Genomic DNA, 23,258 nt, shown 5'->3' with positions numbered 1-23,258 from the left:
CAGGGCCCGGACGCGTCGCGTCCGGGCCCTGCGCCTTGGTGAAGAACGTGCCCCTTGATGAAGAACGCTAGGCGCGTTCTTTCATGGGGTGCATTGTGGGTCTGTCCGGGCTTGCCTGTATGTCCAATTGCAGCGAAACCAGCAGCATCTGGACACCCAGGACAAAGGGCACAACGGCCAGCATCACCGAGCCTGCCGTCGGGGACCCCACACTTGCGGCGAGGACCCAGGCACCCACACCGAGGCCCATGACGATCAGGGCCAGTCCGGCAATCAGGAGCAGAGCCACCGCGGAGAACGACCACACCATGTACTTCCACCACACGCGGCGCCAGAAGCCTCCAAAGAGCATCGCCAAAAGTTCAGGGATGACCTTACGCAGCTTGATGCTGGACACCTCGTTGCCATAGACCGCCGGAATCGGCACGTCCACAATCGGCACATCCAGGATGTTCAGGTGGATCAGGAGGTCATTCTCGAAGCTGTAACGTGCAGCGACCTTGTTCAGCGGAAGTCGACGCAGGACCTCCGTGCGGATGGCCGTGTAGCCGTTCTGCGGATCGAAGATGTGCCAGTAGCCGGACGCCAGCTTGGTCATGAAGGACAATACGATGTTGCCGAAAATACGGTAGCCGGGCATGCCTGCAAAGGACTCGCCGGAGAAGAACCGGTTTGCCTTAGCAAAGCCATACCCTTCGACCACGGGGTCCAGCAGTTGCGGCAGGTACTCCGGATCCATCTGGGCGTCACCGGCCATGACCACGTTGATGTCGGAGCCGAGTTCCATGGCTGCCTTGTGCGCGGTCAGGACCGCACCGCCCACGCCCTGGTTCACCTCATGGCGGATGAGGGTGACCCTGCCGTCGTCGGCGCGGCGCGCAGCGCCCGACGTGTCGTCGGGGCTGCAGTCATCGACAATCACGATGTGGTCCACAAAGTCGGGCATCGTCTTGATAACCGTCGCGATGTGGTTTTCTTCCTTGTACGCCGGCACTACCGCGGCTATTCGCACGCCTCGATACATCGATTATCCTTCGCTGCTGTTAGGGGTGAGTTTTTGGGCAGGCGCGCCGGTGTCCGGCCCGCCTTCTGGAATGGGGCTGGTGTTCTCCGGGTGCTTTTTCTGCGGGAAGATCCAGTGCTTGTAGATGAAGTAGTTCCATCCCATGGTCACGATCGTCGACACCACTTTACCGACGACATATCCGGCGCCGATGAATTCAAAGAACTCAACAATGCCCATCACGGCTACCGTGTTGAAGGCGAGCAGACCGGAGTACCTCAGCACGCCGCCAAGAGCCGTTCCTCCCCCGCCAAAGGCAAAATGGCGCTGGAGGAAGTAGTTGAAGAAAAAGCTGCCCCAGAATCCGGCTCCTGCTGCCAGCCACAAGGGCCAGCCAAAGACCTGGAAACACAGAGCCAGGAGGCCGAGGTCCACCAGGAAGCTCAGTCCGCCGACAACCAGGAAACGGAACAGGCTGGAAGCCAGTACCTTGGCGATGAGTGCCTTCATGGTCAGCAGATCCTTCCAAGCGGGGCGATGCCATCGGGGTTCTTGTTCTCAAGGATTCCGGAAACGCCGTCGAGCTGCACGCGGTCCTTCGCTGCGGCGTCGAACTCCGCTTTTCCACCCGGGAGCTGCGACCAGTCGAGCCGGTACAGGGCAGCGTTGCCCTCGCGCACCACGAGCTCCAGGAACGGGATGGAGTCCGGCTGGGTCAGGCCAGGCTTCGGCTCATCCCAGGCCCGGATCCGGCCATCTGCCACGTAGACCCACTCGATGCCGAGTTCTGCTGCGGCGGCCCGGGCCTCGGAATCGGTGGCGAGCTCCGGCAACTTCTGCAGGACCAGCAACTGGCGGTTGGTCGGAAGAATTTCAAAGTGCCGGATCATGGGCATTCTGTCGCCCAAGGCGTACATCCATACTGATCCGTCGCAGGAGTCGTTGAGCACAGTTGCATCCTGCGGCACGTACTGGTCGATCTTGCTGAGCAGGCCTACCTCTGACGCACTCAGTGTGGCACCATCCACCTTGGTGTTGATGTTGATCCTCTGGGCATTCTGCTTGAAGTACGGGATGGCTGCCACACCACAGGCCAACAGTACGACGGCGGACGCAGCCGCCGTGATGATGTGGTTGGGTCGGCGCTTCGTTCGGGTGCCGGTTTCAGCAGCCGGGGAACGACGAAGCTTCCTGACCAGCCACTCAACGGCCTCCCCGGCTTGGGCGACGCCCAGTCCTGCAAGCGGGACAAGAAGCATCACCAGGATGCCGAAAATCCGCCACTGGTCATCGTAGAAGGGGGCCGTCAGAGTCATGAAACGGGGATTGTCGGTACCCATGGTGTAGACGGAAAGGAAGGCAAAGGCCAACACAGGACCGAAGTACCACCACATGCGGATCCGCAGAACCACTGCGAGGCATCCCAGGGCCACCAGTGCGGTAAGGATGGGCATGGCCATGGAACCGTGATTGAGGAAAATGATGTTCTGGATTGCACCGTTCCGGTCGGTATCCGCAGCCCAGACCTGCTTTGAGACACGTGCCGATTCCTTGAGCATCTGCGCAATGATCGGCAGTCCCAGGATTGCGGCAAGGACACCTGACACAGCGAGGTAGACAGTGATGCCCAGTACCCTGCCCTTGCGGCGGATCAGCGCGGAGAGGAACCAGAAGACCAGGATGGGAAGGACAACGAAAGCAAGCGAGGGGTGGACCGCAATGACGCCGACGGCACCAAAAGCGATCCCGATGATCCAGAACTTCTGCCGCTCCAGCGCACCTTTCACCGCCAGGAATGCGAACGGGCCCACCAGCAGCATCCCTGCAAAAAACGGAATCAACGGTCCGCGCCACAGGAGGTCGTAGGGATACACCGTGAACCAGCCGGAAACGGCCGCCGCTGCAGCAACGGCGATGGGACGGCGGGTCACCAGCATCGTCAGGGCCATGGTGCTGAGCGGCAACTGGATGGCCATCATCACCAGGACAAAAACGTTCAAAAACACCGGAATGCTGACATTGCTCAGCGGCCAGAAAAGGGAAAGAACCGCATGGAACGCAATTGGATAGCTCCGGATCGGAGCCTCCGGAATGGTGGTGTCGTAGTAGGCAAAGTTGCCCGCAATGGAAGGATCCCATTCATGGTTCACGGAGATCAGCCGGATCATGTTGGCGTGCCACGGGATGTCCCAGTCCTGGTTGATGCCCAGGAGGCCTTCAGTGCCGACTATCCACGAGACCGCTGCGACTGCTCCACCGGCGACCAGGCCGGCGAGCAGGATCCACCACGAACCTGCAAACCGGTGCTTGCCAAAAATGCTTGGCGTTTCGCGGACTCCGTGGCCGAACTTGTCGGGAAACCGGCGCCGCAGCACCAGACGGACCGCGAAGAGGAGGCCTGCCAAAACCAGCAGGACCGCCGTTACCGGAAGCAGATCCCAGCTCATGCCCAGGGAGTTTCCAGTGACGCCGATGACCGTCAGGACCCCCATGCCGAGCAAGGGTGCCACAACAGGCAGGAGAGTCCTGTTTACCCCAAGCGCCTCGCCGAGGAGCCAACCGGGTCCCCACCACAACACTACGATCAGGAGTACACACAACAGCAGTGGGCCGATACCCATTCCTACGATCGCCTTTCTTAGATGCTCTTGCCGGCCATCCTCAGATAGACGACGTGGGCATTGATGCCTGCTAGTTGCGTTCCCGCAACCAGGCCACAGCTTGGTCTGCGGGCCCTTCGAACTGGACAGTCCCCGAGGACAGCACAACTCCCCTGTCGCAAATGCGCGAAATCATGTCGAGATCGTGGCTGACAACAACCAACGTCCGCCCCTCGTCGGAAAGCTGCTTGATCTTGGCCAGACATTTGCGCTGGAAAGGTTCGTCGCCCACAGCAAGGATCTCATCGACCAGGAAGATATCCGGCTGGGTATGAACGGCCACGGCAAATGCCAGGCGCAGGAACATGCCGGAAGAATAGAACTTCACTTCAGTATCGATGAACTGTTCAATCTCCGAGAAGGCGACGATTTCGTCGAATTTCTCATTGATCTCGTCTTCCGTCATGCCCAGGATGGCGGCGTTCAGGAAGACGTTCTCGCGGCCGGAGAGGTCCGGGTGGAAGCCTGCACCTACCTCAATAAGGCCGGCAACCCTTCCCTTGGTGCGGACCGTTCCCTTGTCGGGAAGAATCACCCCGGAAATAAGCTTCAACAGCGTGGACTTTCCCGAACCGTTGAATCCGAGCAAGGCCACCGTTTCACCCGGCTGGATTTCGAAGCTCACATCATGGAGGGCGTCGAACTTCCTGGAAAGGTCGCCTTTGCGTCCCTTGGCCAGCCACACCAGCGTCTCCTTGAGGGAGTGCGAGTGCCGAAGGTTGAAGGTCTTCTTGAGGTTCTTGACGATAATTGCGGCGCCCATTCAGACCTCCTGCGCGAAGTGGCCTTCGAGCCGGCGGAACACCAGCTGGCCGATGATGAGGAACAGGACAGCCATGCCCAGGCCGGCGAAACCGGTCATCAGCAAGTGCGGCGGCAGTTCAACGGGCCGGTCCACCGTGGGATACCAAAAGGCCCAGTGGAAAAGCTCCACAGCCACTGTGACCGGGTTCAACTGATAGATCGTCAACGCCCAGTCCGGGGCGAGACGACGGATCATGGTCCAGTCGTAAAGCACCGGCGATGTCCACGTGACCACCATCATCAGCATGTCCACGATGTTTTCGGCGTCCCGGAAGAAGACGTTGATCGCGCCTGCCAGCAAGCCCAGGCCTGTGGCAGTTATGGCTACTATCACGAAGCCAAGGGCCGCTCCCAGCAACTGCATGGCATCAGGACGCCATCCGTTCAGGAGGGCCGCAGCCAGCAGCACCACCAGTTGGGGCAGGAAATGGACCGCCGCCACCCACACCGAAGCGACCGGGAAAAGCTCGCGCGGCAGGTAGATCTTCTTGACCAGGGCGGCATTCCACACGATCGAGCGCGTGGCATTGGAAAAGGCTTCCGTGAAGAAGTTGACCACGATGACGCCGGAGAACATGTACAACGCATAGTTGGGGATCTGGTCGCCCACCCGCAGGACAATGCCGAGGGCAAGGAACAGCACGATGTACTGGACCAGCGGCTTTACATATGACCATGCCAGGCCCAGGACCGATCCCCGGTAACGGACCCTGAGCTCCTTGCGGACGATCAGCTTGAGCAGGTACCGACGCCGGAAGACGTCCAGCAGTCCGGCGCCAACCCCGGGCACTGCGTATGTATCAGTGGAATTAGACATCGCTAGTCTGTGGGCTCCGAAGCGTCAAACGTCTCCCGCCAGGAATCCATGGAGGTGATCTCGGGAAGGGCAGCGCGGTACTGGGCACGCAGAGTTTCCCAGTTGGAGAAGAGCTGAGCATGCAACTGGGCGGTCTCGGCGAGCAGGCGGCGGGCCAGCTTGGGATCACGCTGGTACCACGAAGCGCCCGTGCCATCGGCGTTGGAGACCACCGCACTGTCCAAGTGCGCAAGGCTCCACCACTTGCCATCCTGGTGTGCCACATGGGCTTCCGGGTTGGTCCTGGCAGCATCGCGGACCGGTGCCAGTGTTTGCTTGAGTACAGTTTTGACAGCCCAGGGAAGCAGGCCCAGTGCGCCCGGCTGCTTGTAGGTCTGCGGCTTCTTCGGCGGACGCTTCCGGAAAACCTCCGGGAATGCCCCGGGATCGGTCTTCACTTGCGAATCGACAAAATCATCGCGCATGGCGCGGAGCTTCGGCATGGTGCTCGGAAGCTGCTCGTGAAGCTTGCCCGGCCCTTCCAGCACGTCCCGCAGCGCCATGATGCGGGCCTGCTCAGGGTAATACTGCATGGAAACAAGGTGCTTGATGTCGGTGTTCAGGCTTTCACGGAAGATGCGGCCGCCCTTGGGGAACGGCGAATGAAGCAAGGTGGCGATCAACCGGTTCCGCTCATGGTAGTACGCCTGCCAGTCCACGGAGTCGTCCTTGTCCGCCCAGGAGACGTGCCATACGGCCGCACCGGGAAGCGTCACGGTCGGGAATCCGTTTGCACGTCCACGAAGCGAGTACTCCGCGTCATCCCACTTGATGAAAACGGGGAGGGACAAACCAATCGTCTCGACCACCGTCTTGGGAATCAGGCACATCCACCAGCCGTTGTAGTCGGCATCCCAGCGGCGGTGGAGCAACGGGGTGGACCGCAGGCCCTCCGCGGAGAAATCGTGGTTGCCCAGGCCTTCAACGGGGCCCCACAGGAAGCGGTAGAAGTTCACTACCTCGGCGTAGGCGTGCAGGACTGACTTGTTGTACATGTCGAACATGTGACCGCCCACGATGGTGGGTTTGCGGCAGAGGTCCGCGAATGCCACCGCACGCCGGACGCCTTCGGTTTCCAGTTCGATGTCATCGTCCAGCAGCATGACGTAGTCGCTCTTGTCCGAGACGACCATTTCATACATGTTCCGGGCGAAACCGCCAGAGCCGCCAAGGTTGCCTTGGTTGATGATGCGGAGCTGGTCCCCCATGGAGGCGGCTACGGCGTCGAATCCGTCCTCGTCTGCCACCTTCTTGTTGCCCTGGTCCACGATGATCAGTTCGGCGAGGATCCCGCGCAGGCCGGCATCGGCGTCGATCGATTTGATCGTCTCCAGGCAGTAGTCAGCGCGGTTGAACGTGGTGACGCCAAGCGTCACTTTGCCCTGCGGACGGCCCTCATCCGGTACGGCCCAATGCGCACTGCGCAGCGTCATGCCCTCGCCGCCTGCGATGAGGTCGAACCAGTACCAGCCGCCGTCGCCGAATGGCGCGAGCGTCAGTTCGAAATCATTGGAAGCGTTGCCTTCGACGAGGATGGAGTCGACGCGCTGGGCAGCACCGCGTGCGTTCGACCTGTACACGATGACCGTGCCTTCACCTTCGGTCTCGATGTGGAGAACGGTCTTGGTGGCGATGGTCCACTTGCGCCAGTAGCTGGCCGGGAACGCGTTGAAATAGGAGCCGAAGGAAAGACGCTCGCCGCGCCGGACCTGGACGGACCCGCGGTCCAGGATGTCCTCGGGATGCAGCTTCCGGGCCATTCCCACGGCCTGGACCACTGTGCCGCCGTTGTCGTCCTGCTTGCGGACCTTGTTGGTGTCCGGATCGACATACAGGGGAAGGGTGTCGAGGTCCCGGTTGGCCGGGAAGACAACCCGCTGGACAATCCTCAGGCCATCCTTGGTGGAGGCCGGAGCTTCAGCAGCAGTGGTGGCCGTCATGGCAGTCTCCTGGCTTTCGTTCTTCGTGGCGGTCATGCGTCGACTCCGCCGCTTTCAAGCTTGGCGCCGCCGGTAAAATGCGGCTTGATCTTGTTGTCGAACATGGACAGGGCGGATCCAATGGCCATGTGCATGTCAAGGTACTTGTAGGTGCCAAGGCGGCCGCCGAACAGTACCGACTTTTCCCCCCGCGCAAGATCGCGGTAGGCCAGCAGCTTGGTGCGGTCTTCGGCGGTGTTCACGGGGTAGTAAGGCTCATCGCCCTTCTCCGCGAAACGCGAGAACTCACGCATGATGACGGTCGCGTCCTTGGTGTAGTCGCGCTCGGGGTGGAAGTGCCGGAACTCGTGGATGCGGGTATATGCCGCTTCAGCGTCGGGATAGTTCATGACAGCGCAGCCTTGGAAGTCCTCGATGGGAAGGACTTCTTCTTCAAGATCGATGGTGCGCCATGACAGGTCGCCCTCGGCATAGTCGAAGTACCGGTCCACCGGGCCCGTGTAGATGACGGGGACCTGGCCAAGGACCGAGGACCGGCCAAATTCGCCGTCCTCGAAAAAGTCGGTGTTGAGGATGACCTCGATGTTCGGGTGATCCGCCATGCGTTCGATCCACGCGGTATAGCCGTCAACCGGAAGGCCTTCGTACGTGTCGTTGAAGTAGCGGTTGTCGTAGTTGTACCGGACAGGGAGGCGGGAAATGATCTCCGCCGGCAGATCCTTGGGATCAGTCTGCCACTGCTTGCCGGTGTAGTGCTTGATGAATGCTTCGTAGAGCGGGCGGCCAATCAGCTGGATGCCCTTGTCATTCAGGTTCTGCGGATCCGTGCCCGCCAGCTCGCCCGCCTGCTCCGCGATCAGTGCGCGGGCTTCGGACGGACTCATGGCCGAACGGAAGAACTGGTTGATGGTGCCCAGGTTGATGGGCATCGGGTACACCTCGCCCTTGTGGCTGGTGTAGACCTTGTGCTGGTAGTTGGTGAACTTGGTGAAGTTGTTCACGTAATCCCAGACACGCTCATTGGAGGTGTGGAAGAGGTGTGCCCCGTAACGGTGCACCTCGATTCCGGTCTTCTCCTCATTCTCGCTGTAGGCGTTTCCTCCAATATGGTGGCGGCGATCCAGAACCGCAACCTTCAGCCCCAACTCGGTAGCGGCGCGTTCTGCAATGGTCAGGCCAAAGAAACCCGAGCCGACGACGACGAGATCAGCGTTCACAAACTCTCCTGTGTATTGGCGTGCGGGCACAGAAGTGCCCACGTCTACTGGTCAAGGCTACCCGACGTCCCGCGGGTTCCCCGATTCGGCACCAGTGCCGGGCACTGGTCATCAGCCCCCGGAAACGGCGAGGGGAGGCTGGCCCACAGCCAACCTCCCCCATCGCAAACCATGGCTGGCCTGCCGTTTCAGAGTGCTATCACAGCACCTGACTTGGCCGAATCCAGGACGGCTTCAGCAACGCGCAGGGTCTCCAGGCCTTCGGCCATGGTGACAATGTTCATGGACTTGCCAAGGACAGCGTCCCGGAACGCCTCATGCTCCATCTTCAACGGTTCGCGCTTGGCAAGGGCAAACCGGGTGGAAGAGCCCTCTGAAACGCCACGGAAAGCTGCCACGGAGTCCCAGTCGGTCTGGAAGGTGCCATTTTCAACGAACGTCAGATCGGCCGAAATCGTGTCGGCGATGAAGGCACCACGTTCGCCAAGGACCACCGTGGTGCGTTCCTTCATGGGTGACAACCAGTTGACGATGTGGTTGGTGACCACACCGCTCTTGAGGTGGCCGATTGCCGTGACCATGTCCTCGTGCTCACGGCCGCTGCGGGAGGTCGTGTGGGCAACAACGTTGACGAAGTTGCTCTGGGCCAGCCATGCCGTGAGGTCGATGTCGTGCGTGGCCAGGTCCTTGACCACTCCGACGTCCGCGATGCGGGCCGGGAACGGCCCCTGTCGCCGTGTGCTGATCTGGTAGACCTCACCGAGGTCGCCATTGCCAAGACGGTCCCGCAGGCTCTGCAATGAGGGGTTGAAGCGCTCGATGTGCCCTACCGCGCCCACGAGGCCCTTGGCTTCGAAGGCCTCGGCGATGCGGCGTCCGGACTCGGAGTCGTTCGCAATGGGCTTTTCCACCAGGCAGTGGACACCGGCTTCAGCGAGCTGAAGGGCTACTTCCTCGTGCAGGATCGTGGGCACGGCGGCAACCGCCATATCGATCCCTTGGGCGATGAGCTCTTCGACCGAGCCGTAAACCGTCAAACCGTCGGCTACATTGTGCGGGTCGCCATACGAATCCGCGACGGCGACCAAGTCAACGCCGTCAAGTTCACGAATGACCCGGGCATGGTGGCGTCCCATCATGCCCAACCCGATGAGCCCTGCGCGGAGGTTCGCCACTAGCTGCCTGCCTTTGCGACGGCGTTAACGGCCTCGACAATACGCTCCAGGTCGTCCTGGCTGAGGGACGGGTGTACCGGCAGCGACAACACGCTGGCTGCTGCTTCCTCCGTGGCAGGAAGGTCGTCGGAAGTCTGGAAGGGGGCCAGCCGATGGTTTGGAATGGGGTAGTAAACACCCGATCCGACGTTGTATTCCTCGCGGAGGGCTTTGGCGAAACCGTCGCGGTCCTCTTCGACCCGGACGGTGTACTGGTGGTAGACGTGTTCGTAGCCCTCGGCGACCTTGGGCGTGACAACGCCTTCGATGTTGGCGTCGAAGAAAGCAGCGTTTGCCTGGCGGGTCTTGGTCCAGGCTTCAACCTTGGTCAGCTGAACGCGGCCGATCGCTGCATGGATGTTGGTCATGCGGGCGTTGAAGCCCACCAGCTCGTTTTCGTACTGGCGCTCCATGCCCTGGTTGCGCAGAAGGCGGAGGCGGCGCTCGACGTCAGCCAGCCCGGTGCTGACCATGCCGCCCTCCCCCGATGTCATGTTCTTGGTGGGATAGAGGCTGAACATGGCAAAGTCACCGAAGGTACCCACCTTGCGCCCGTTGACCGAAGCACCATGCGCCTGTGCTGCGTCCTCAAACACCTTGACTCCATGCTTGGCGGCGAGGGCCCCAATGGCGTCTACGTTAAAAGGGTGGCCGTAGAGGTGCACCGGCATGATCGCCGCCGTGCGGTCGGTGATCTTCGACTCCACGGAGGCCGGGTCAAGCGTGTAGTGGACCGGATCGACGTCGGCAAATACGGGAGTAGCGCCTGTCAATGCCACGGAGTTGGCGGTTGCTGCGAAAGTGAAGGACGGAACGATGACTTCGTCGCCCGCACCAATGCCTGCGGCGAGGAGGCCGAGGTGGAGGCCCGAGGTACCGGAGTTAACGGCGACGGCCGCCCGGCCATCCAGGAGGACCTGGGAGAACTCCTGCTCGAAGGACGCAACCTCCGAGCCCTGCGCGAGCTGTCCCGAGGCAAGGACAACCTCCACGGCTTTACGCTCTTCGTCGCCAATGATGGGTTTGGCCGGGGGAATGAATTCGGGGCTCATGCCTCTACCTCTCGAAGGGTTTCGTTTTCTTCAACATATTTGGCGCCGGTCTCAGGGCAAACCCAGGCATCACCGCTGCGCTGCAGCGGGAATCCCGCTTTTCCGACCCATCCGTGCCGCTTGGCGGGGACACCAACCATCAAGGCGAAGTCAGGTACGTCTTTTGCGACGACCGCTCCTGCGGCAACCGTGGCCCAACGGCCGATCGTTACGGGTGCAACACAGACAGCGCGGGCTCCGATGGAGGCACCCTCGCGGATGGTAACGCCGACGGGTTCCCAGTCATGGGCGCTTTTCAGGCTGCCGTCGGGGCCGACCGCCCGCGGATAAGTATCGTTGGTAAGGACCACCGCAGGTCCGATAAAGACCCCTGCTTCCAGTTCCGCAGGTTCGTAGACCAGCGCGTAATTCTGGACCTTGCAGTTATCACCCATCTTGACGCCGGTACCGATGTAGGCACCCCGCCCTACGATGCAGTTGGCTCCCAACTCCGCCTTCTCACGGACTTGGGCCAGATGCCAGATCTTGGATCCCTCACCAATTTGCGCCTCGTCCGAAACATCGGCGCTCTCTGCAACCACTATCACCGGTGAAGGTCCTTCCTCATTGAGCACACGCGACAACGAGTCTCATCTTAGCCGAGACGCAATGCCCTCGCGTCAAGGCCGCGGGGCACGGAGTTGCGGAAGTTTTCCACATAGCGCAACAGCCTAACAGCACCCCGCTGCCGTCATTCATAGCCTGATGGAACAATCCACCTACCTGAAGGGACACCCGTGACGCTGGAGTGCACGCTCGTACACGGCCCTGCCGCCGCAAACCCCGGAGCAGTGGAGGAACTGTCCCTTGAAGTTGCCCCGGGCACCTCCGGGGAAGCGCTGCAGGTTGCCCTTGAGGATGCCCGCGGAGTGGGCACCCTGTTTGTCGACGGCCAGGAGCTTTCCCGGCTCACGGTGGGGAATCCTCCGTTGGTGGCAGGCGCGGTCCTGGTCAACGGGGCAGAACCGCGGGCAGAACAGACCAGCACGGCACGGCTTCTGTTGCTCGCGCACTCGGGGCCGGCTGCGGGTTCCGTTTTTCCCCTTGTCCGCGGGACCTACCGCATCGGACGCGGTGACGCAGACATCGCTGTCTCCGACCCTGGAATGTCCCGGCACCACGCGGTACTCCGCATGTCCGGCACTGCCCTCGAGCTAGCAGCCACAGGACGCCGTAACCCGGTCTTCGTGGATGGCGTCATGACCGAGGCCACCACCGTCACTTCGCAATCACTCATCAAGGCAGGCCACTCCACCTTTACCGCCTACACCTGTACTCCTTGTGGCCCGGACATAGCTGCTGAAGCGGGACGCTCGGTGGCATCCGCTGTGGAAGTCCGCAGGGTCCGCCCCGCCGGAAACCGATGGGCTTTGGCAGCAACTGCCGGCTTGCCGCTGCTGGCAGGTGTCGGGCTTGCCATGGCTACGGGCATGTGGATGTTCCTGGGTTTCACGGTGATGTCAGCCGTCAGCCTTCTTGTGCCGGCACTGGCTACCCGCAGGGCACGCCGGGAGTTCGCGCAGGACGTGGCCGAAGCTGCTGCCCGGGACAAACGACGCCGGGAGCGCGGCTCGCCGTCGGCGGCCGATCTTGTGCTGGCTGCATCCTTCCACTCAAGCCCGGGCGGCAACAGCCGCCCGGGCGCTGCCATAAGGCCCCTTGCCGCCCTTCAGCCGGAGGAAGACCGTCAGGATCACCGTGCGGGACCGCGCGATGTGTGGTTGCGGCTCGGCCTCTCGGATGCCCGGGCCAATATCGCGGTCGTTCCCGACGATCCCCGGTTCGTGCCACCTTCCATCGGGACTGTTCCAGTCACGCTGGACCCTCGCCACAAGGCAGTGGCTCTCCGCGGGAGCAATGGACACGTCGACGCCTTGGTGAGATTCATCCTGATGCAGATGGCCTTCTACGCGCCCGGGTCTCCGTTGATTGTGGCCGGGCACCACGAAAGACTGCCCTCCGCAGCCAGGTTCCTGCCCGCGGGGAGTCTGGCGGCGAATGGATCCGCCGCCCTGTCCGCGCTGAACTCCTGCCGGGGAAAGGGCAGCGGGATGCTGGTCATCCTAGACCCATCGATTCTCGGGGAACCGGGAGAGCCGGGGTCGCTCGTCGAAACCGCCGTGGCGATGTCCTGGCGCGTCGTACTTCACGCCCCGATGGAATCCGAATACCCCTGGAAAGCCGACGTCGTCCTGGAACTGGGAACGGCCGGGACTTCGGCTCTGATGGTTGACGGCACGACACGGCATGAGTTTGTTCCCGACCTGGTGCCGGCACAGGCCTTTAATCGGTTTGCCCGCGGTATCGGCCGGGCAGGTTCCGATGGAAAGCTGCCCGTCGCGGGCGTCCCCACGTATTGCCCCTTGCCAACCCTCCTGCCAGCGGGTGCCCGCAGTATCCAGCGGCGCTGGACCAAATCGGACGCGGACATCGGCCTCCGCGCTGTTCTGGGTGTGGATGCCCAAGGTGAGGTGGAATTCGATTTCCACACGGACGGCCCGCACCTCCTCATCGGGGGAACCACGGGTTCGGGCAAGTCTGAACTGCTGAGAACCCTGGTTGCATCCATGGCCCTGAGATATCCACCGGATGTCCTGCAGTTCCTGTTCTTTGATTTCAAGGGAGGCTCCGGGCTGGGACTCCTGGGTGGTCTTCCACACTGCGTGGGAATGGTGACCGATATTGGCGGGCAGGCGTTGGGCCGTGTCCTGGCGTCGCTGCGTGGTGAGATCCGTCGGCGCGAGACAATCTTTGCTGAAGCCCGCGTATCCGCGCTGGTGGAATACCGGCAAGGAAGGGTTCCCTCTGACCCGGTCATCGCCTCCTTGGTGATCGTTATCGACGAATTCAGGATGCTTGTTGATGACGCGCCAGCGGTCCTGGCTGAGCTTATGCGGATCGCCACGATCGGGCGGTCGCTGGGCATTCATCTGGTCATGGCTACCCAGCGGCCCCAGGGCGCAGTGACGGCGGACATCCGCGCCAACGTGACGTCCAGCATCGCACTCCGTGTCCAGTCCGACGCTGAATCGATGGACATCATCAGGTCAAAATCTGCAGCATCGATCCCGATTACTCTTCCAGGGCGATCATTCCTCGCAAGAGCTGCGGGTCAGCCGGAGGAATTCCAAGCAGCCACCTTGGACACGACGGATCGCAGTGGGAGCGGATGCCGGTCACCCTTTGCATCCCCGGGGGTTCCGGGCCGGACGCAACGAACCGTGGTTGTTCGATCGGCCGCGGAGGCATTGCTCCAGGTGGCAGGGGGCACCCGGCCTGCAACGGCCAGCCAGGATCCAACTGCAACCCGGGCAGGGGCAGACACGATCATCGCCGGAACAACGATTGCCTGGCGTGGCCTGGAAAGGGAACTCCCCCCTCCACCCATGGCAGAACCGCTTCCTTCTTCTGTTCCCTGGGACCAGGACATTCAGGCCGTCCTCGGCGAGGCACGGGATCCCCGGCGGGGATGCGTACTGGGTGTCCTGGACCGGCCCGAACAACAGGCACTGGAGGTCTTGGCCTGGTGTTGCCACCAGGGGCATCTCGCCATGATCGGGAGCATCTCCAGCGGAATGCCTGAGGCCTTCAGGGCAGCCGCTGCACTGGCAGCAGCACAAGGGACAGAACCCCACCTTTACATCCTGGACGCGCACGGAATGTTCCCCGACGTTTTCCATCCCGGCACCCAGCATCCGGACAGCGAGCATTCGGGCACTGAGAATCCGGACACAGTGAACGCCACCTCGACAACCGCGGGGATTCCTGACTCCATCGGGGCCCTGGTGGGACTTCACCAGGTTTCCCTCGCGCTTAAGGTACTCCAACGCCTTGCGGACGAAATGGCCCGTCGCCGGGCTGCCGCGGGTTCGCACCAGAAACCCCCGGCGCTGCTTCTGGTAGTCACCGGTTGGTGTTCCTGGGCGTCAGCATTCCGCGAGTGCCGGTCGGCCTGGGCCGAAGACCTCTTCAGGGATATCGTCCGCGACGGTGCCGCAGTGGGCGTCACGGTGCTCGTGTCCGGAGAAAGGGAACTTGTGAGCGCCCGCTTTTTCGGGTCGATACCCAACCGCGCCTTTTTCCCAGCAGATTCCACGGAAGAATCACGGTTCCATTGGCCACGCATTCCGGACCTAGATCCCGTTCCCGGCAGGGCATGGACCATGGGTAGCTTCGTGGGGGGCTCCGCTGCGGCCGCCCAGTTCCGTTCTCCACCTGTCTTGGGAACCTGGCCTTTCAGGCGCCTCGCACCCGCAACCAGTCCGCCCTTCCGGGTCCGGCCCCTGCCCGGCACGGTGACCCGTCAACAGTTCCACGCCGCCATGGCCAACACCTTCGGAGCACTACAGAACCCTGATGTGGCCCCCGTCCCCCGGATGGTCACCCCCTCAGGAACCTCGGCAGGCCCACTGGATCTATGGGTTGGGTTGGGAGGTGACGACGCCGTGCCCATTGCGTTGCCCCTACCGCCCGGCGGTATATGTACCGTGCTCGGCGGCCGGCTTTCCGGCAAGAGCTCCCTGCTGGCGGCCCTCCGGGAGCTGAATCCCGGCGTTCCATGGATCGCCTCCAACGACCCCCGCTCCCCCGAAGCCTTCCTTGCGGCCGCGGCCGCCGCGGCCGAGGCCGGAACCCTGGATAGCTCCAGCGTTCTTCAACTGGACGACGCTGATCAGCTGGGTGCAGACGGACGCCGTATTTTGGCCTTTCTCAAAGACAAGGTGCGTGGGCTAGTGCTGACCGCAACATCCGGGCCAACGCTCGTCCAGCGGCTCCCCCTGGCAGTTGAGGCGCAATCATCGGGTGCAGGTGCGGTCCTTATGCCGCGTTCGCCCCTGGACGGCGACTTTTTCAACATCCGGCTGGAAGCCGACCCCGGAGCTGGCGCGGGAAGGGGATACATCGTGCAGCACGGACGGCTGCAGCCATTCCAAGCGGCGTATACCGTTTGACCCGGCACCACCCACGGGCTGCAGAACCTGGTCCACGGGGGTGGCCTACAAGGCAGCGGTGCTTCCCCCCACCTTGGAAGCATAGGCAATGACGTCCTTGGTGAACAGGAAAACGAGCGCTGCAAGGGCGGGAACGATCATGGCCAACCCGGGAAGGACCAGTCCGCCGGTCATCGTCGGAAAACCGATGGTCAGGACAAAAAGCTGGGCCACCAAAGCTGCCGCGCGGGTCCATCGGTACCCCCTGAACAGGAAGTGTCCAACAGCGAACAACCAGGCCGCGAAAACCAACAAGAGACCCAGTGTGAAGACGGCACCCCAGAAGGTGAGCACCGGGGCCCCGGAGATAAGTTCGAACGCGTACCATGCCGCAGCACCGAGCAACGCCAGGGCCTCCAGCAAGACAACAACCGAGATGACAACAACTCCGGGAGGTCGGGCGCTGACCGCTGCACCGGACGAACCGCCCCTGTCGGAGCGCCCGATGGCGCCATCGCTTGGATCCGGTCCATGGTCCGGTTGAGCAGGGTTTTCAGGAGGTCTTGACACACTGGCACACTACCGGACATAGTCATCTAGCGGTGAGGGCAGTGGCGGCTGATGTGATGCATCGCTCACGGATTCCGGGCATTTCAACGACTAATACCCCTTGTTTACAAGGCGTTAACATGAAACGCTTGACTCAGACGACCAAGGGGGCCCATGCGGGCCCCTTTCCTTTGAAGCCTCTCGTGAATGTTTTCACAAGACGGCCCCCTAGTTCTCACGAATGGAGTGACTGATCAGCATGGATTGGCGTAACCGCGCAGCCTGCCTCGACAAGGACCCGGAGCTCTTCTTCCCAGTCGGTAACACGGGACCAGCACTTCTGCAGATTGAGGAAGCCAAGAGCGTTTGCCGCCGCTGCCCCGTCGTTGACACCTGCCTGCAGTGGGCCCTTGAGTCCGGTCAGGACGCAGGCGTCTGGGGTGGCATGAGCGAAGACGAACGGCGCGCCCTCAAGCGGCGTGCAGCACGCGCCCGTCGCGCTTCCTAGGCAGGCACACCAGAAACTAAGGCTGCGGACCATGGTCCGCAGCCTTAGTCATTTAATAACGGCATCCTGCGTCTTGCCGGCCTTAAGCCCGCGCAAGGTTCAGAACGATATCGACGGCGGTTCCCCCGCCTTCGCGGGCACGCCACTGGATGGTTCCGCCCAGCTCACTGGTGACCAGTGTGCGCACAATCTGCAACCCGAGGCCCTCGGCATACTGCCCGTCAGGCAGCCCCACGCCGTCATCGGCCACGGTGACTGTGAGGAATTCATCGTTCCCATCTCCTGGCGCACGGTCGGCCAGCAGCCAGACAGTACCGGTCCGGCCCTCAAGCCCGTGCTCAACGGCATTGGTAACCAACTCATTGATGACCAAGGCCAGAGGTGTTGCGAAATCGCTCGGCAGTTCGCCGAACAAGCCTGATCGCTCGGTGCGAACATGCTGCGACGGCGACGCTACCTCGGCCGACAACCGGAACTGCCGACCAATGAGTTCATCGAAGTCGACACTCTGCGTCAGTCCCTGGGACAGGGTCTCGTGGACCAGGGCGATGGTCGCCACCCGCCGCATGGCCTGCTCCAGACCTTGCTTTGCCTCGTCGCTCACCATGCGGCGCGACTGCATCCGGAGGAGTGCTGCCACTGTCTGCAGGTTGTTCTTGACCCGGTGATGGATCTCGCGGATGGTGGCATCCTTGGTGACCAGTTCCATTTCGCGCCGCCGCAGCTCCGAAACATCACGGCACAGGACGAGCGCCCCGAACCGATGCTGTTCATCGCGCAAGGGAATGGCCCGCAAGGAAAGACTGACTCCCCTGGATTCAATTTCGCTGCGCCACGGCATACGGCCTGTGACCACCAACGGCAGTGTTTCATCAACCATCCGGCGGTCCTTGAGCAGGCCTGCTGTCACCTCAGCCAGGGACCTGCCTTCCAGTGATTCCACCTCGCCAAGCCGGCGGAAGGCTGACACTCCGTTCGGACTGGCGTACTGGACTACGCCATCGGCATCAAGCCGTATCAGGCCGTCGCCCACGCGCGGTGCGCCACGACGCGACCCAGTGGGTGATGCGAAGTCCGGCCACAGGCCCAAGGTCCCCATGCGGAGAAGGTCGTAGGCGCACTGCCTGTAAGTCAGCTCGAGACGTGAGGGCATGCGGGAACTGGAGAGGTCCATGTGCGAGGTGACCACTGCCAGCGTCCTGCCGTTGCGCACCATGGGCACCGCCTCGACGCGCAGTGCCATATCGCTGCTCCAGCTTGTCTCGCTGGAACGCTCTATGGAACGGCTGTTCCAGGCTTTCTCAACCAGTGGCCGCAGATCGGAACGGATTCCCTCGCCCACGAAGTCCGCATGAAACACCGTATGCGATGTCGAGGGACGGACGTGGGCGAGGGCGATGTATCCAAGCTCCGGGTGCGGGAACCACAGGGCAAGGTCGGCAAACGCGAGGTCGGCGACCATTTGCCAGTCGCCGACCAGGAGGTGCAGCCATTCGGCATCTCCAGGCCCGAAATCAGCGTGTTCCCTGATGGGGTCCGTAAAGATTGCCACTGCACCTCCAGTTTCGACGCGGGACCTGCCCTAGCGTCGGACGATTGACCTCAAGAGCCTTAATGCTACCGACAGGGAGGCCATGTCGTCGGCCTCGAGGGCATTGACCTCATCGAACATCGTCTTCGCGCGACCCAATTGCTCGGCATTCAGCGTTTCCCAACCCTTGAGGCGATCCGCGGCAGGGGTACCTGGCTCGCTCGCCTCAAGGACCGACGTCGTAATATCCGCCACCGTTGAGTACAGGTCATCCCGCAGCGCTGCGCGGGCAAGCGCCTGCCAGCGGTCATCGCGTGGCAGGGAACTGATCCGCTCCAGCAGTGAGTCGACGTGGAACCGGTTAAAGACGGTGTAGTAAACGTGGGCAACGTCCTCGACGCTGATGCTGCCGGCCTGGGCGATCCTGGCGATGTCCAGTAAAGCGTAGCTCTCAAAGAGTTCCGCCCAGCGGTGGGCCAGATGGTCAGGCAACTGCCATCCCCGGGCCTTGTCCAGCCATTCGGTGACGCGCTCCTTGTCATCACCGCGCAAGTAATCCAGGAGCCTGGCCCGCAGGGGCGCCATCATTGGCTTGAAGGAATCCACGACGTCGGCGATCGGCTGCGAAGCGATGCCCTGGCCAAGAATCCAGCGGACTGCGCGGTCGAGAAGTCGCCGGATGTCCAGGTGGACTTCACTCCAATGCTCCGTGGGGAAGGACGCCGGGAGGGCGTTCAGCTCAGCGATCATGGGGTCGAGGTCGTAGATTTCACGCAGGGCTACGAATGCCTTGGCGACTGCAACCTCGGAGGCCGAGGTTTCCTCGATGGCGCGGAAGGCAAAGGTGATGCCTCCCAGGTTGATGATGTCGTTGGCCACCACCGTTGCAACAATCTCACGCCGCAGCGGATGGGTATCCAGTTCCGCGTCGAACCGTTCCCGCAACTGCTGCGGGAAGTAGGAACGGATCGTCTCCTTGAACCAAGGATCGTCCGCGAGGTTGCTGTCCCGGAGCGCAGCGGTGAGTTCGATCTTGGCGTAGGCGGCCAGGACCGACAGTTCGGGCGATGTCAGGCCCTGCCCCTGCTCCAGCCGCTGCCGCAAGGAGTCAGTTGTCGGCAGCGCCTCGAGGTCGCGCTTCAGGTCGGCAGACTTTTCCAGCCAATCCATGAGCCGTTCGTAGCTCGGGCTCCAGTCGGCAACGCGCGTGCGGTCATTCAGGAGCAGGATGTTCTGGTCGATGTTGTCCTGGAGGACCAGGCGTCCCACTTCCTCGGTCATGTCGGCGAGGAAGGCCGAGCGCTCTGCGGCCTCCAGCTTCCCGGCGGCGACCATCCTGTCGACGAAGATCTTGATGTTGACCTCGTGGTCGGAGCAGTCCACGCCGGCGGAGTTGTCGATGGCGTCGGTGTTGAGGATGACTCCCTGGAGTGCCGCTTCAATCCGGCCACGCTGCGTAAGACCCAGGTTTCCACCCTCCCCGACAACCTTCACGCGAAGATCCCGGCCGTCGACCCTGATCGGATCGTTGGCTTTGTCTCCAACAGCGGCGTTGCTCTCCGTGCTCGCTTTGACGTAGGTGCCGATGCCGCCGTTATAAAGGAGGTCGGCAGGAGCGAGGAGGATGGCTTTCAGGAGCTCGGGCGGGCTCAACTGGGTTGTCCCTTCCGGAAGCCCGAGTGCCTTGCGTGACTGTTCGGAAACCGGGATGGTCTTCGCCTGGCGCGGGTAGACGCCCCCGCCTTCGCTGATCAAGTTCCGGTCGTAGTCGTCCCACGAGGAGCGTGGCAGTTCGAAAAGCCGCTTCCTTTCTTCGAAGGACGTCGCTGCGTCAGGCTCGGGATCGAGGAAAATGTGCCGGTGGTCGAACGCGGCCACCAAACGGATGTGGCGTGACAGGAGCATGCCGTTGCCGAAGACATCACCGGACATGTCACCCACGCCCACCACGGTAAATTCTTCCGTCTGGGTGTCGAGGTCAAGCTCGCTGAAGTGCCGTTTGACAGACTCCCACGCTCCACGCGCAGTGATGCCCATCGCTTTGTGGTCATACCCAACGGAGCCTCCGGAGGCGAAGGCGTCTCCCAGCCAGAAACCATAGTCCGCGGCGAGACCGTTCGCGGTGTCGGAGAACGTCGCGGTGCCCTTGTCCGCGGCCACCACCAGGTAGGAGTCGTCGCCGTCGTGGCGGACAACGTCCGACGGCGGCACCAGGCTTTCGCCGTCGGCACTGGTGACAAGGTTGTCCGTGATGTCCAACAGGCCCCGGATGAACGTCTTGTAGCTCTCGATACCCTCAGCCATCCAGGCGGCCCTGTCCTCTGCAGGGTTTGGCAGCTTCTTGGCAAAGAACCCACCTTTGGCCCCGGTGGGAACAATGACGGCGTTCTTCACCGTCTGCGCCTTGACCAGGCCAAGGATCTCCGTGCGGAAATCTTCACGGCGGTCGGACCAGCGCAGGCCACCGCGGGCCACCTTGCCAAAGCGCAGGTGCACGCCTTCGACCCGGGGCGAGTAAACCCAGATTTCGTACATGGGCCGCGGGAAAGGCAGGCCGTCAATGGACGTCGGGTCGAGCTTGAAGCTCAAGTAGCCCTTGTTCTGGAAGTAGTTGGTGCGGAGTGTGGATTCGATGAGGTTCACGAAGGTGCGCAGCACACGGTCCGCATCGAGCGTGGCCACCTGTTCGATGGCTTCGGCAAGCGCTGTACGCGCCACCGCCTGCCGTTGCGGGCGCTGGTCCGCATCCACGGCGGGATCGAACCGCGCATTGAAGAGGACGATGAGGCCGCGGACAACGTCAGGATTGGACAGCAAGGTATCGGCAATGAAACCGAAGGAATTCGTGTTGCCCATCTGCCGCATGTACTTCGCGTAGGCCCGCAGGACCGTTACCTGGCGCCAGTGCATCCCTTCGCGCAGGACCAGGCGATCAAAGTTGTCAGATTCCACCGCACCCGTGACGGCAGCACCGAAGGAATCAGCCAGGAGTTCACCTGTGGTGAGGGGATCGATGCCGGCGGGGTACTTGAGACCCAGATCATAGAGGAAGAAGTCCCGGTGGTCAGCCGTTTCAATCTCGAAGGGACGCTCATCCAGTACTTCCAGGCCCAGGTTGTGGAAGTAGGGCAAAATTTGGCTGAGGCTCTTAGGCTCCATCAAGTACAGCTTGACGCGGGCGTCTTCCTCAAGGGACTCCCCCGCACCTTCGGGCAGGTATACGTGGACACCGGGTCGCAGGTCCTTGGGGACACCACCCGTTCGTTCCGCCTCGGCGCCGTACTTCTCGAAGCGTTCGATGTCCTCGAGGGCGTCCTCTACTTCATAGTCCACCCGGTAACCGGCAGGAAAAGCCTCGGCCCACAGTGCTGAGAGCATGTCGGCGTCCTCAGACGGACGGTTGTCGCGGAGGACTTCCGCGATCCCTTCACTCCACGACCGGGAAGCTCGCATGAGGCGATGTTCGAGGTCTGCGGCATCCACCTCAGCCAGTTCAACGTTGCGGGGCAACCTGATCCGGAAGAAGACGCGGGCGAGGGCCGATTCCGTGATGCGTGCCTCGTAATCGATGCTTTCGGCCTGGAACGTTTCCCGCAGTTCCTGTTCAATGCGGAGCCGCACACTGGTGGTGTAGCGGTCGCGCGGGAGATACACCACGGCCGACATGAACCGGCCGTAGATGTCCGGGCGCAGGAACAGCTTGGTGCGGCGCCGTTCCTGGAGCCTCTGGATCCCGGTGGCTGTGGCGGCAAGGTCCGGCACTTCAATCTGGAACAGCTCATCACGAGGGTAGGTTTCGAGGATACCCAACAGGTCCTTGCCCGAGTGGGAGTCAATGGGGAACCCGGCGTTACGGAGGACAGCATCGACTTTGTCCCGCACGATCGGAATGCTGCGCACGGAACCTGTGTAGGCGCTGGTGGCGAACAGGCCAATGAAGCGCCGCTCCCCATTGACATTGCCTGCGGCATCAAAGCTCTTGACGCCGATGTAATCAAGGTAGGCCGGGCGGTGAACCGTGGAGCGGGAGTTTGCCTTGGTGATGACCAGTGCGCGCTTCTCGCGGGCACGTTTTCTGCCTGCGTCCGTCAGATGTTGAACCTGGCGGGTGTGGTCGCCGGCACGGAGCAAACCCAGCCCGCTGTCTTCACGAAGCTGCAGGACATCTTCCCCGTCTTCGTTCACGAGGTCATACTCGCGGTATCCGAGGAACGTGAAATTGCCGTTATCCAGCCAACGCAGCAAGTCCTGGGCCTGGCGCAGTTCCGCGATTTGTTCGGGATGGGTTACGCTCCCGAGCGCCTCGGCAAGCTCCAAGGCCTTGCTCCGCATCTTGGGCCAGTCCTCAACGGCGGCACGAACGTCGCCGAGGACTCTCTGCAGCCCGGCTACCAATTCAGCACGGGCTTCTTCGCTGACACGGTCGATTTCGACGGCGATCCACGACTCCATGTGGGAGGCGTTGTCGCCATCGCCGAGCAGATGGGCGACGCTGGGCAACGCGGCAGTGTCACCGCTGGAGATCCCGATATTGGAAGGGACCCTCGAGACCTGGCTGAGTTCGCCTGTCACACGGTTGCGCGTAACGACGAACAACGGGTGCATCACGAGGCGGATGGCACAGTTCTGCCGGACGAGTTCGGCATTGACGGAGTCCACCAGGAAAGGCATGTCGTCTGTGACGATATAGACGACGTTACGTTCGGGCTCGCTAACGATCTCCACAAGGGCATTGCCCGGGCGCCGGGACTGAGCGATTTCCCTGTGCCTGGTTGCCCGTGAAGTGAGCGTCTCCGGTGAGTAGCTTCGGGAATCCTCTTCAGCCAGGTGCTCGTAGTAGTCGCCGAAAAACCCCTCCCGGACTACTGCTGTACCCGACCGATCCTCCACGCTGGATCCTGACGACATGTTGTAAACGCCTCCATCACATGTTGATTGCTGCGACTCTGCAGCC

At 62.1% G+C, this 23,258-nt stretch carries 15 protein-coding genes; 2 read left to right on the top strand and 13 right to left on the bottom strand.

What is annotated here, in order from left to right; all coding sequences use genetic code 11:
- Positions 1-67: 67 nt before the first annotated feature.
- The 10 genes from ACSVIE_RS08280 to ACSVIE_RS08235 all read right to left on the bottom strand — a co-directional run bounded on the left by ACSVIE_RS08280 (position 68) and on the right by ACSVIE_RS08235 (position 11,360).
- A complete protein-coding gene (locus ACSVIE_RS08280; protein WP_426003305.1) occupies positions 68-1,024 on the bottom strand; it encodes a glycosyltransferase family 2 protein in 957 nt (318 codons plus the stop codon).
- Positions 1,025-1,027: 3 nt separating this feature from the next.
- Positions 1,028-1,513: a GtrA family protein gene (locus ACSVIE_RS08275; RefSeq protein WP_426003306.1), complete on the bottom strand. Its 486-nt coding sequence runs from the start codon at positions 1,511-1,513 to the stop codon at positions 1,028-1,030.
- A gap of 2 nt (positions 1,514-1,515) precedes the next feature.
- Entirely contained in the window at positions 1,516-3,624 is a 2,109-nt protein-coding gene (locus ACSVIE_RS08270) for a DUF6541 family protein (protein ID WP_442423542.1), read from the bottom strand.
- Positions 3,625-3,694: 70 nt separating this feature from the next.
- The gene (locus ACSVIE_RS08265) at positions 3,695-4,426 is read right to left on the bottom strand and encodes an ABC transporter ATP-binding protein (RefSeq protein ID WP_426003309.1); all 732 of its coding nucleotides are present in this window, start codon (positions 4,424-4,426) and stop codon (positions 3,695-3,697) included.
- A complete protein-coding gene (locus ACSVIE_RS08260; protein WP_426003311.1) occupies positions 4,427-5,284 on the bottom strand; it encodes an ABC transporter permease in 858 nt (285 codons plus the stop codon). It lies immediately after the preceding gene.
- Between the two features lie 2 nt (positions 5,285-5,286).
- Positions 5,287-7,299, bottom strand: a complete 2,013-nt coding sequence (locus tag ACSVIE_RS08255) for a glycosyltransferase (protein WP_442423541.1) — start codon at positions 7,297-7,299, stop codon at positions 5,287-5,289.
- Entirely contained in the window at positions 7,296-8,480 is a 1,185-nt protein-coding gene (gene glf, locus ACSVIE_RS08250; RefSeq protein WP_426003313.1) for a UDP-galactopyranose mutase, read from the bottom strand. Before glf ends, ACSVIE_RS08255 begins: the two co-directional genes overlap by 4 nt.
- A gap of 188 nt (positions 8,481-8,668) precedes the next feature.
- A complete protein-coding gene (locus tag ACSVIE_RS08245) occupies positions 8,669-9,655 on the bottom strand; it encodes a Gfo/Idh/MocA family oxidoreductase (RefSeq protein WP_426003314.1) in 987 nt (328 codons plus the stop codon).
- Positions 9,655-10,746 (bottom strand): DegT/DnrJ/EryC1/StrS family aminotransferase, encoded by a 1,092-nt coding sequence (locus tag ACSVIE_RS08240; RefSeq protein WP_426003315.1) that lies wholly within the window; start codon positions 10,744-10,746, stop codon positions 9,655-9,657. The genes ACSVIE_RS08245 and ACSVIE_RS08240 overlap by 1 nt, the downstream gene beginning before the upstream one ends.
- Positions 10,743-11,360, bottom strand: a complete 618-nt coding sequence (locus ACSVIE_RS08235) for an acyltransferase (protein ID WP_426003316.1) — start codon at positions 11,358-11,360, stop codon at positions 10,743-10,745. Before ACSVIE_RS08235 ends, ACSVIE_RS08240 begins: the two co-directional genes overlap by 4 nt.
- A gap of 162 nt (positions 11,361-11,522) precedes the next feature.
- On the opposite strand from ACSVIE_RS08235, the gene ACSVIE_RS08230 reads away from it, so the two are divergent.
- Positions 11,523-15,737, top strand: a complete 4,215-nt coding sequence (locus ACSVIE_RS08230) for an FtsK/SpoIIIE domain-containing protein (protein ID WP_442423540.1) — start codon at positions 11,523-11,525, stop codon at positions 15,735-15,737.
- A gap of 45 nt (positions 15,738-15,782) precedes the next feature.
- Here the strand turns inward: ACSVIE_RS08230 and ACSVIE_RS08225 are convergent, their stop codons facing one another.
- Positions 15,783-16,286, bottom strand: a complete 504-nt coding sequence (locus ACSVIE_RS08225; RefSeq protein ID WP_442423539.1) for a hypothetical protein — start codon at positions 16,284-16,286, stop codon at positions 15,783-15,785.
- 238 nt (positions 16,287-16,524) lie between these two features.
- On the opposite strand from ACSVIE_RS08225, the gene ACSVIE_RS08220 reads away from it, so the two are divergent.
- Positions 16,525-16,773 carry a WhiB family transcriptional regulator gene (locus ACSVIE_RS08220; protein ID WP_003804966.1) on the top strand — a complete coding sequence of 83 codons (249 nt, stop codon included), beginning with the start codon at positions 16,525-16,527 and terminating at the stop codon, positions 16,771-16,773.
- An 82-nt stretch (positions 16,774-16,855) separates the two neighbouring features.
- On the opposite strand, the gene ACSVIE_RS08215 is transcribed toward ACSVIE_RS08220, so the two are convergent.
- A complete protein-coding gene (locus ACSVIE_RS08215) occupies positions 16,856-18,325 on the bottom strand; it encodes a sensor histidine kinase (RefSeq protein ID WP_426003320.1) in 1,470 nt (489 codons plus the stop codon).
- A gap of 30 nt (positions 18,326-18,355) precedes the next feature.
- The gene (locus tag ACSVIE_RS08210) at positions 18,356-23,212 is read right to left on the bottom strand and encodes an NAD-glutamate dehydrogenase (protein ID WP_426003321.1); all 4,857 of its coding nucleotides are present in this window, start codon (positions 23,210-23,212) and stop codon (positions 18,356-18,358) included.
- Positions 23,213-23,258: the final 46 nt, after the last annotated feature.

Origin of the sequence: Paenarthrobacter sp. NCHU4564, from assembly GCF_052156435.1 — a bacterium.
Taxonomy (GTDB): Bacteria; Actinomycetota; Actinomycetes; order Actinomycetales; family Micrococcaceae; genus Arthrobacter.
The sequence above is the reverse complement of the archived record's forward strand: the minus strand, read 5'-3'. Positions and strand labels throughout refer to the sequence as shown.

Coding starts and splice junctions, on each gene's coding strand:
- ACSVIE_RS08280 (WP_426003305.1), bottom strand. CDS start 1,024: ATGTATCGAGGCGTGCGAATAGCCGCGGTAGTGCCGGCGTACAAGGAA.
- ACSVIE_RS08275 (WP_426003306.1), bottom strand. CDS start 1,513: ATGAAGGCACTCATCGCCAAGGTACTGGCTTCCAGCCTGTTCCGTTTC.
- ACSVIE_RS08270 (WP_442423542.1), bottom strand. CDS start 3,624: ATGGGTATCGGCCCACTGCTGTTGTGTGTACTCCTGATCGTAGTGTTG.
- ACSVIE_RS08265 (WP_426003309.1), bottom strand. CDS start 4,426: ATGGGCGCCGCAATTATCGTCAAGAACCTCAAGAAGACCTTCAACCTT.
- ACSVIE_RS08260 (WP_426003311.1), bottom strand. CDS start 5,284: ATGTCTAATTCCACTGATACATACGCAGTGCCCGGGGTTGGCGCCGGA.
- ACSVIE_RS08255 (WP_442423541.1), bottom strand. CDS start 7,299: ATGACCGCCACGAAGAACGAAAGCCAGGAGACTGCCATGACGGCCACC.
- ACSVIE_RS08240 (WP_426003315.1), bottom strand. CDS start 10,746: ATGAGCCCCGAATTCATTCCCCCGGCCAAACCCATCATTGGCGACGAA.
- ACSVIE_RS08220 (WP_003804966.1), top strand. CDS start 16,525: ATGGATTGGCGTAACCGCGCAGCCTGCCTCGACAAGGACCCGGAGCTC.
- ACSVIE_RS08210 (WP_426003321.1), bottom strand. CDS start 23,212: ATGTCGTCAGGATCCAGCGTGGAGGATCGGTCGGGTACAGCAGTAGTC.